The following is a 7,583-nucleotide window of genomic DNA, read 5'->3' on the forward strand; positions in this document are numbered from 1 at the left end:
GCGGAAACGACGGTTCACGATGACTTCCCTTGCGTGTCACGACAGCAACACTCCGACGTTGGCAGTGATGGACCCTCGGGGGCTGCCTGTCCGTATCGTCGCCTACTGTCGTGAGCATGCAATCCAGATCGCGGAGTCGCGGATCACTCGTCAAGCCTTCAACGCTGCCGGGCAAAAGGTGGCGAGCTGGGACCCAAGACTGTGGGAGGACTCACCGACACCCAATGTGGCAACGGTGCACGGACTGTCGGGTCAAACGCTACTGACCAACAGTGTCGACGCTGGTTGGAAAGTGGATTTGCTGAATGACGCAAGCTCATCACTGGTGAGTTGGGACAGTCGCGGCAGCCAGCGTCAAAACGAGTACGATTGGCTTCAACGCCCGGTTACCATCAGCGAGCAGTTGGCCAGCGAATCACAGCTTATCGTCGAGCGATTGATCTACGGCACTGCGAGCACTGAGTTTTCGGCCCATAACCAATGCGGCCAACGTGTTCGTCATGATCATGCTGCTGGCAGCCAATTGTGGGCGGAGTACACGGTAAGCGGTGTGCCAATCGTAGAAGTCCTGCGCTTTTTGAAAAGGCTGGACACACCAGACTGGCCACTCGCTCTACCGATGCGCGATGCATTGCTTGAGGATGGCGCAGGTTATGTTTCACATCACTCCTACTACGCAGCAGGTGCAATGCGCAGTGAGACTGATGCCGGGAATAATCTTCGGTCATTTACCTATACGCTGGCCGGAGAGCTCAAAGAGGTTCGGCTGAAACTCGCGGGTGTGGGCCAATCAACGCACGTGCTGGTCAGCGACATTCATTACAACGCCTCGGGCCAAGCTGAAAGCGAAACGGCCGGTAACGGAGTGGTGACGACCTCGCAATACAGTGCTGACGACGGCCGCCTGATTCGACTGTCGAGTGGTGTCCCCGGCTTTGCCCCGCATCAAGACTTGCATTACCACTACGATCCAGTGGGCAATATATGTCGCCTCGAAGACAAGGCACAGCTCGTCCGTCACTTCAAAAACCAGCGAACCGACCCCAGCAATAGCTATTGCTATGACAGCCTTTACCAGTTGGTTAAGGCCCATGGAAGACAAGTGGCTTCAAGTAGTCATGGCCCTGCCCTCCCATCCATACTGCCCACACCATTGGATGCGAATCAGCTCATCAATTACACCCAATCCTTCTCTTATGATGCTTCCGGCAATCTGCTTTCTCGCCACCATAGCGGCGCGCCGGCATTGAATATGGCCGTTTCCAAATGCAGTAACCGTTGTTTAACCGTGTTCGATGAAACATCTCCACCTGATGAGGAAGCAATCGCCAGCGGGTTTGATGCCGCCGGTAATCAACTGCAACTAACGCGCGGTCAGGTCATGAGCTGGAACGCTCGAAATCAACTGCATCGGGTCACGATGGTCGTGCGGGAGGATGGCCCGGACGATCTGGAATTTTATGTTTACGGTGAGCGCAGTGAGCGACTGCGCAAAGTGCGACTTACTCAAACGAGCAGCCGCACATTGCGCGCTGAGGTGCGTTACCTGAAAGGACTCGAAATACATATTGATAACGCGAGCGGCGAAGAGCGCCACGTCCTCAATGTGAGGGCGGGCCAGAACCAGGTTCGAGTTCTGCATTGGGAAACAATGCCGCCAAAAGATGTTATTCAGGATCAACGTCGTTTTGGCCTGACGGATCTGCTTGGTTCATGTACCGCAGAGCTTGATGAAAACGCTCGCCTGATCAACCAGGAAGGTTTTTACCCGTATGGCGGAACCGCTTGGTGGACGGGAGTTAGCTCTTTGGAGACGAAATACAAGACTCGACGCTATTCGGGAATGGAGCGGGATGCCGCAGGGCTTTATTACTATGGGTATCGTTACTATGCGCCGTGGTTGCAGCGATGGATGTGTCCGGACCCCGCCGGTGATAGGGAGGGATTAAATCGATATTTGATGGTCATAAATAATCCGATAGGTTTTTTTGATGTGGATGGGCTCGGTCGCACTCCGATAAACGGTGAGACATCGCATCTCGTACGTAAATCCGAGTTCCCTGACACTACTTACTATGATCCGCATTTGAATGAACGTTTTGCCTCGTTCTCCGATGAGTCGAAGAAAAGACTTTACTATGTTGAAAATAATTTGATTCATCAGCAGCTATCAACACATGAAATAAACTCCTCATTTAAGTCAGGTAATTTCAACAATGTGTTCAAACCAGAACATTGGATATTCAAATTAAATCTTCGAGACCCCAATACAACAGACTACTACGCAAATGATGTAGCGCGATACCAATATTCTATAATAGCACAAAAACAGGGCTTTTATGGATCACTGCCTTCATTAATCACAAGAGCCGGCGTGATGAATGGCCCAACACTTAAGACAACCAAATACTTGAAGAGCGGCAGCAAAAAAATGCTCAAGATTTTCCTGCAACAAACACCTAATGGTAAATCGACGCAAAGAGTATTAAATGACTTCGGCCTAATTGCAACTAAGGTTGAACGAATTATCGATCTCGGAAAGGTGAATTTTTTAATACATGTAAAACCAGTCTCGTTAGATTTTCAACAAGAGATAGCGTCGCCACCAACGAGGATGAACACCTCATCAGAGAATTCGCAACACGCCTCAAAAACTGCTGCAAATGATTCTACTTTTGAACCTCCTCACCACATGCCTCAGTCCCAACCACGAACAAAAGGATTGTTTTCTTCGGTTCGAAAACTTTTCCGCTAGTTTTCAGAGAGAGTTGGTCCATTGAGCACTGCTTGCGTAATACCCCAGTCCTCACTCCCCCTGGGCGTCTGCCGGATCATTTGCCATTGGCGGTGGAGGTGCATTTGTGATTCGCCGCCGGCCTCGTTTGACCCCATGCTAAAAAAAAACAGCCGTACCTGTTATTTCTGACAGTAGCCACGCTGAGAATCTGTTGTTACGGTGCACGTGTCCGTATCAGTTGCAGGTACGGATGGAACCGTAGCGGCCAACATTGCCAGGTTTTATTCAGTTCGGCTTTTTTGCATTACCGATGTCGTCTCGCAATTCGCGCTGCCAACAGCGTCTGAAACCCTGTCACTCCTGACGAGTGAAGGCCTCGGGCGCCTCCGACGCGTGGAGACGAGCATGACGTTTTCGACACACCTGCCCAATTGCCGTTATTCGGCCTGCGCCATTTCCCTCTCGCTGTGCATAGGCGCATCCCCTTCCACTCTCGCCACTTGCGCATTCACACCAACCGCCGGCAACGACAGTTTCACTTGTGACAGCGGCAGCAGTGGGCCTTTGACCGATCTGTCAGGCAATAACACCCTGAGCTTTCCCGTCAATGGCACCGGCACCCTCAACGGCAATGTGACCTTTGGCGCCGGCGACGACACCGTAGACATGAGCTCGGGCAGCCTCGCGGGCACTCTCGATCAGGGCGATGGCGACGACAGACTGATCATCAGCGCCGGCCAGATAACCGGTGCCGTCAGCCAAGGCAACGGCAGGGATGACTTCATCATGTCGGGTGGAATCATCGCGTCCCTCGCCCAAGGCGACAGTCGAGACACCTTCCTCATGACCGGCGGCACCATCGTCGGCGCGTTCGAGGACGGCGATAACGCCAGAATGACCGCCGGGACCATCGGCCGGGTCGACATGAAGCTCGATGACAACCTGTTCGATCTCTCCGGAGGGCGGATTATTGGCAATCTCGTTACCGGATTTGGCACTGACACCCTTATCGTTTCCGGCGGGTGGATCGGCGGCAATGTCAGTGTCAGCGGCGGCAACGATAGCGTCACGGTGACAGGAGGCGAGATCGTCGGCGAAGTCCGACTCAGCGCTGGTGATGACACCTTGCTCTGGGACGGCGGCGGTGTCATCCACTCGGCCATCCTCATGGGTGAAGACAATGACAGCGCCACGCTGCGCGGTCTTGATGAAAGCATTCTCGCCGCCTCGCCGGCCATCGATGGCGGCAACGGCAACGACATGCTGATGTTCGACCGGACCGCCTCGGCGGGCGCCAGCCGTTATATCAACTGGGAAACGGTAAACTTGAACAACGGCTCGCGCTTCGACCTCGCCGGCAATTTTGTGCTGGGTGATAACGCCAGCGGTACGGGTGTGTTCAATATCGACGGCAATAGCATCCTGACGTCCACCCAGGGCAGCATCACGCCGTTCTCTGCTGCTCAGCGCGTCACTTTGAACAACGCTGGCGCGATCGATTTGAGCAGCGGCAATACCCGCACCAACGACACCCTGACGGTACAGGGCAATTATTCGGGCAGCAGCGGTCAGTTAGTGTTGCAAAGCGCGCTCGGCGCAGACAATTCCCCCAGCGATAAACTGGTGGTCAACAACGGGACGATGACCGGAAACACTCTGCTTACCGTCAGCAACGTCGGAGGATCCGGCGGTTTGACCCTGCAAGACGGTATCCAGGTGGTTCAGGCACAGGGAACGACGACCAGCGACAACGGGGCCTTTGCCCTAAGGGGCCCGGTTTCGGGCGGGCCTTACGAGTACTTTCTGTTCAAGGGAGGAATCACTGCAGGCAGCGAAAACAGTTGGTTCCTGCGCTCCACTATTGTGACCTCTGCCGAGGGCACTCCGGTGGCGGCTGCCGGAACGCCAACTTTGCCCATCGCCGGTGCGGCGCCGATTCCCTTGTACCGTCCGGAGGTCCCGACCTGGTCAGTCATACCGCCGGCAGCGGCACAGCTGACCATGGCGGCGCTCGGGACGTTCCATGATCGCCAGGGCGATCAGCGCCTGCTTAAAGAAACCGGTACCGTCGGCGCTGGCTGGGGCCGGGTCTATGGCAAGAACCTTGACCAGACCTGGGCTGGCACTGTATCGCCGCGACTCGATGGATCGCTTGACGGTTTTCAAGTCGGAAACGACGTGTACAGCTCACAAACGCCCAGCGGCCAGACCTGGCGCACTGGTCTGTTCGTCGGCCACACCCGCTTGCGGGGCAATGTGGACGGTTTCAATCAGGGTTTTGAAGGCAAGCGTGCGGGCAAAGTCAAGCTGGAAGGCGAGAGCTTTGGCCTGTACTGGACGTTGACTGATCCCGAAGGCTGGTACGTCGACGCCGTCGCAATGGGCACTCGACTGAGAGGCGACAACCGTTCCGAACGCGGACTGAAACTCGACAACCGCGGCCACGCCCTCACCCTTTCGGCCGAGGCCGGTTATCCGATTGCGCTAGCGGGCGACTGGGTCGTGGAGCCCCAGGTGCAAGTGATCCACCAGAAAATCGATCTCGACAGCCAGGACGATGGCGTTTCACGCGTCTCGTTCGATGCCGATGGCCTCTGGACCGGGCGCCTGGGGGCTCGACTCAAGGGCCGTTATGCAGTCAGTGGCCGGCCAATCGAGCCCTATCTGCGAGCCAATCTTTGGCAGACCTTTTCGGGCACTGACACGGTGACATTCGGGACCTATCCGATCGAAACCCAACAAAAATCCGCTTCCGCCGATCTGGGTGTCGGGGTGGTGCTGAGCCTCGCGTCGTCCGTCAGCGTGTACGCCAGTGCCGACTACAGTAGCAATATCGACAGCAATCCATTGCGCGGGAGGTCGGCAAATCTGGGTGTGCGAATCACCTGGTAAGATGATAGCAAGCTACCAAAAAGCCTCTAGCCCGAAGGTTTCATGACGTTTTTTCGAACAAACAATAACTTAGATGGCCGTCGAAAATCAGTCACTTGCGAACGCTAAAATAGCACTACCACTTATCGGCCATTTTCTTGACGCAGCGCCACGGGTCTTCTTAGCTACACGGTACTACCCCGGAATTAACACCTGAGGCAATCCCCCAGACACCCGTGAAAACGAGCGGGCCAAGGCTTGCCCCACGCCATTCGGTCGCCCCTCAATCGGGGTAGGAGAGACGCCAGAGCGAGATACCGCATGCGACTGCAAGGTAGACCTCCATGAAAACTTCATTCACCCCACAAGAGATCAAAGTCACTTTTTGCACAGTCTCGAGCTCACTCCTGCTGTGCTCATCCATGGAAGTGCAGGCCTCACCTGCCGAGGAAGAAACATCCCTCTGGTATGACCAGGAGGTCCCGGCGCTTACCTTGCCCGCGCTCGCCTCAACCTACCCCGGCCGCTTCAGCGCCAACCCTGATTTGCGAAGTTCACACCTGACCATCGAAGACGCTGCACCCTTAGCCTGGGATCAGCTGTACGGGCAGACGTCGCGGCAGGCTCAAACCGATTACCAGTCTCAGGGCTTCACGCTTCCTGGTGCCCATCAATTCAAAGGTCCGGCGATCCTGACCCTGCAAAGTGGTAGCGGCCATACCCAGCAGTTCGGTCTGATCGGCGGCACCAGTCAATTCCAGAGTAACGGCAACGGCCTGCTGACCAGTCGCGCCCTCGCCGCCCCCAATACCGACACGCTTAACCTGCAAGGTCAGAGCCTCGGCGCCTACTACAGGCTGACCGGCCCCCAAGGCTGGCACGTGGATTTGACGGCCAGCGGCGGTCGGGTCAACGGCATCAGCCGCAGCGAACAAGGCGCCCGGCAAGTCACCGAAGGCAGCGCAGTCACCTTCTCGGTGGAAGGCGGCTTTCCGATTGGTCTGAGCGACAACTGGGTCGTCGAACCTCAGGCGCAGTTGATCAATCAGCGAGTCACACTGGACACCCCTTATGCAGGATCGGGAAATGCCTCGTCCAGCGACCTGTCCTCCTGGAGCGGCCGGGTCGGTGCGCGACTGAAAGGCAGTTACGACATCAAGGGCCTCGCCGTTGAACCGTATGTGCGGACCAACTTGTGGCACACGGTGTACACCGGCAATACCGTGACCCTCGATCAGGTCGACAAGATCAGCAGCAGTCGCTACTCATCCACCGTCGAAGTGGGGTTGGGTCTGGTGGCCAGGGTGACGCCCGCCGTGAGTCTGTACTTCAGCGCCGATTACAGCAGTGATGTGGATGACAATGATTTGAATGGGTTGATTGGCAGTCTGGGTGTGCGGATGCGGTGGTGAAAAAAACCGGGCTCCACTGTTATTTCTTACAGTAGGCAAGCGCGTGAAGGTCGTGCATTTTGATGCGCAGTCCACATTGATCAAGGCCAGCACGGATGCCTACTGGAATCTTCACCAACGCGCACACCGGCACACCGACCCTTCGGGTGTCGGAAGCGCGTGGGCTGGTGGTGCGGGACGTGCTGTTTCATCGGCGTGAGGTGGGTGACCCGATTGATACGCGGGTAACCGAACAACGTTTCGATGCGGTTAGACGGTTGGTGGCCAGCCGTGATCCGTATCTGTTCGACCTGGCGAAGACTGATGAGACGACGCCGTTCAACCTGAGGCAGACCATGAGCCTGTCCGGCGTCGCGCTGGCGACCGACGGCGTGGACGCCGGATGGCGCGTTGGCCTGCAGGGTGAAGCCGGGCAGAGCCTGGAGAGATGGGACGGTCGCGGCAGCCACTCACTGACGCAATACGACGAACTGCTGCGCCCGACGGCCATCCATGAACGGGGACAGGACGTCGCCGAGCACACGCTGGAGCGTTTTACCTATGCCGATGCCAATGCGGAGGTC

3 protein-coding genes and 1 pseudogene are annotated in these 7,583 nt (G+C 56.4%); all 4 read left to right on the forward strand.

From position 1 onward, the window contains the following. Positions 1 to 19 precede the first annotated feature (19 nt). Positions 20 to 2,755 (forward strand): RHS repeat domain-containing protein, encoded by a 2,736-nt coding sequence (locus ACM6I5_RS12520; protein ID WP_414883945.1) that lies wholly within the window; start codon positions 20 to 22, stop codon positions 2,753 to 2,755. Between the two features lie 387 nt (positions 2,756 to 3,142). After that, positions 3,143 to 5,629 carry an autotransporter outer membrane beta-barrel domain-containing protein gene (locus ACM6I5_RS12525; RefSeq protein ID WP_414883946.1) on the forward strand — a complete coding sequence of 829 codons (2,487 nt, stop codon included), beginning with the start codon at positions 3,143 to 3,145 and terminating at the stop codon, positions 5,627 to 5,629. 323 nt (positions 5,630 to 5,952) lie between these two features. Next, positions 5,953 to 7,020 carry an autotransporter domain-containing protein gene (locus ACM6I5_RS12530; protein ID WP_414879229.1) on the forward strand — a complete coding sequence of 356 codons (1,068 nt, stop codon included), beginning with the start codon at positions 5,953 to 5,955 and terminating at the stop codon, positions 7,018 to 7,020. A gap of 95 nt (positions 7,021 to 7,115) precedes the next feature. Continuing rightward, positions 7,116 to 7,583 (forward strand): annotated as a pseudogene (locus ACM6I5_RS12535) (RHS repeat protein); the annotation flags it as partial.

Origin of the sequence: Pseudomonas sp. IT-P171, assembly GCF_949767765.1 — a bacterium.
In the GTDB taxonomy this organism is placed as follows: Bacteria; Pseudomonadota; Gammaproteobacteria; order Pseudomonadales; family Pseudomonadaceae; genus Aquipseudomonas; species Aquipseudomonas fluorescens_B.

Bases quoted from the DNA above. Each gene is read 5' to 3' on its own strand.
- ACM6I5_RS12530 (WP_414879229.1), top strand. From the start codon at position 5,953: ATGAAAACTTCATTCACCCCACAAGAGATCAAAGTCACTTTTTGCACA.
- ACM6I5_RS12525 (WP_414883946.1), top strand. From the start codon at position 3,143: ATGACGTTTTCGACACACCTGCCCAATTGCCGTTATTCGGCCTGCGCC.
- ACM6I5_RS12520 (WP_414883945.1), top strand. From the start codon at position 20: ATGACTTCCCTTGCGTGTCACGACAGCAACACTCCGACGTTGGCAGTG.